This window comes from Desulfosarcina cetonica JCM 12296, from assembly GCF_001311845.1.
GTDB classification, from domain to species: domain Bacteria; phylum Desulfobacterota; class Desulfobacteria; order Desulfobacterales; family Desulfosarcinaceae; genus Desulfosarcina; species Desulfosarcina cetonica.
In genome coordinates this window covers 1-2560 of sequence record NZ_BBCC01000380.1, presented here as the reverse complement: position 1 = coordinate 2560, position 2560 = coordinate 1, and the positions used below count along the sequence as shown (strand labels likewise).

General features: G+C 65.1%; 2 protein-coding genes. Both read left to right on the top strand.

Annotated elements, in window-relative coordinates; genetic code table 11:
- The first annotated feature begins 142 nt into the window (after positions 1–142).
- On the top strand, positions 143–931 hold the full coding sequence (locus JCM12296_RS34050) for a hypothetical protein (RefSeq protein ID WP_054702506.1): 789 nt from the start codon (positions 143–145) through the stop codon (positions 929–931).
- A 45-nt stretch (positions 932–976) separates the two neighbouring features.
- On the top strand, positions 977–2560 hold a 1584-nt coding region (locus JCM12296_RS34045), incomplete at its 3' end, for a response regulator (protein ID WP_157068170.1).

Genomic DNA, 2560 nt, shown 5'->3' with positions numbered 1-2560 from the left:
CCACCCAGTTGGCGCGCCTCACGCGTCAGCCGGTCGGTGGCCGCCTGGCCGCCGTTCTGCGCCCCTGCGAGATCCGCGCCTTCAACGAGCTGGTCAAGCTCAACCAGGGTCGGCGCGAAGGGTTGGTGATCATCGGCCTGGATTGCGCCGGCGCCAGTCCAACCGGGATTTCAGGGCCTTCGCCGACCAGCACGACAGCCTGGATGCGGCCACGGAGGCCTTTCTGGCGCTCTTTGCCGACGAGACCGCCGACCCGGAGGCGGCCCACCTGACCAGCGCCTGCAAGGCCTGTGTGCACCCCGTTCCCGCGACCGCCGACATCGCCGTTGAATGGTTCGGCACGGCGCCGGCCATGGACCTGACCGCCCGCGCCGGAACCGAAAACGGGCAGACAATCCTCTCCGCACTGGAACTATCATTGGCGGAAATGGCGCCGCAAGCCCGCAAAACCGCGCTTGACGGCCTCCTGAAGCGGCACCGGCAGTATCGTGATGAGAAAAATGCCGTGCTGGCCGATACCGTGGACAGTCTTCCCGGCCTGAGCACCTATCTGGCCGACTGCGTCAACTGCTACAACTGCCGCGTGGCCTGTCCGGTGTGCTACTGCACCACCTGCGTCTTTACCACCGACACCTTCCGCCACGAACCGTTTCAGTACCTGCAGTGGGCCCGTCGCAAGGGGAGTGTCAAGATGCCCACGGACACCCTCTTCTTTCATCTCACGCGCATGGCGCATATGAGCTGCGCCTGCGTGGGCTGCGGCCAGTGCACCAACGCCTGTCCCAACGAAATTCCCCTCTCCGACCTATTCGCCTATGTGGCCCGGCACACCCAGGCGACGTTCGGCTATGCCGCCGGCATGGATATAGAGGCGCGGCCGCCGATGAGCGAATTTGAAGCAGAAGAATTTCAAGACGTCGTGGGGATGTAGAATTTCAGATTTGAGATTTGAAATCTCAAACAAAAGGAGGGTGTCATGAAGCGGAAAATCGGCAGGGCCCTGGTCGTCGGTGCCGGCATCGGCGGTATCCGCGTCGCCATGGATCTGGCCCAGATGGGCTACGGCGTCACGCTCATTGACCGGGCCGCGCACATGGGCGGGATCCTGAGCCAGCTGGACCGCCAGTTTCCCTCCGACGGCTGCGGCATGTGCCGCATGCTGCCCATGGTGGAACGGGATGCCGCCCAGCAGACCTGCCTGCGCAAGGGGCTTTTCCATGAGCGCATCGACATCCGCCTGGGCACGCAGCTCTTGGATGTGGCCGGCGAGCCGGGCAAATTCCAGGCAACCCTCAAAACCGTGCCGACACCCGTCGATCCCCAGCGCTGCAACGGCTGCGGCGAGTGTGCGGCGGTTTGTCCGGTGGAGGTTCCCGATGCCTTCAATGCCGGCCTGACCCGCCGCAAGGCGATCTATCTGCCGGTACCCCATATGATGCCCCCCACCTATGCCATCGATCCGGATGCTTGCACCCGTTGCGGGGCCTGCGAACCGGTCTGTCCCATGGGGGCGATCCACCTGGCGGACACGGGCCGCAAGGCCTTTCGCATCCTCGTGGTGGACGACGAGACGATCATCCGCAACTCCCTGGATGCCTGGCTGGGCGATGAGGAGGGATACCACGTCACCATGGCCGCCTCGGGCGCCGAGGCGTTGGAACGGCTGGCCGAGGCGCCGTTTCACCTCATGCTGCTGGACATCAAGATGCCCGGCATGGACGGCGTCGAGGTATTGGACAAGGCCCGGGTGCTGCAACCGGCGCTGCAGGTCCTGATGATGACGGCCTACGCCACGGTGGAGACCGCCGTGGAGGCCATGAAAATCGGTGCCATGGATTACCTGATCAAGCCCTTTGATCCCGAGGCGCTGATCCCCAAGGTCACCACCGTCTTCACCGCCTTCGAGGCCCAGAACAACGCGCAACTGGCAGTGGGCGCGATTGTCCTGGCCACCGGCACGACCGCCTTCGATCCCTCCACGGGGAAAAATCCCATGGGTTACGGCGTGGTGCCCAACGTGGTGACCGGCCTGGAACTGGAGCGCATGCTCAGCGGCAGCGGACCGGACGGCGGACGGCTGCTGCGCCCCTCGGACAAGCAGCCGGTGCACAGGGCCGCCTGGATCCAGTGCGTGGGGTCCCGGGATCTGCAGACGGGTGCGGATTTCTGCAGCACGGTCTGCTGCATGTTCGCCCTCAAGGAGGTGTCCCTGGCGCGGCGGGCCGCCGCCGCGGACTTCGAAGCCACGATCATTTACATGGACCTGCGCACCTTCGGCAAATCCTTCGAGCGCTACGCGCAAACGGTGGGCGACAACCTGCGCCAGGTCCGTGGCCGGGTGCACTCCATTGCCCAGGCGCCGGAAAACGATCGCGTGGCCTTGCGCTGGAGCGATTCAACCGGAGCGGTGCATGACGAGACTTTTGACCTGGTGGTGCTCTCCACCGGTCAGCGGCCCTCCCCGGGCAGCGCCGCCCTGGCCGAGGCCCTGGCCATCGACACGGATGCATTCGGTTTCATTCGCACCCTACCTTTTTTGCGCCCGCACCAACCGGCCGGG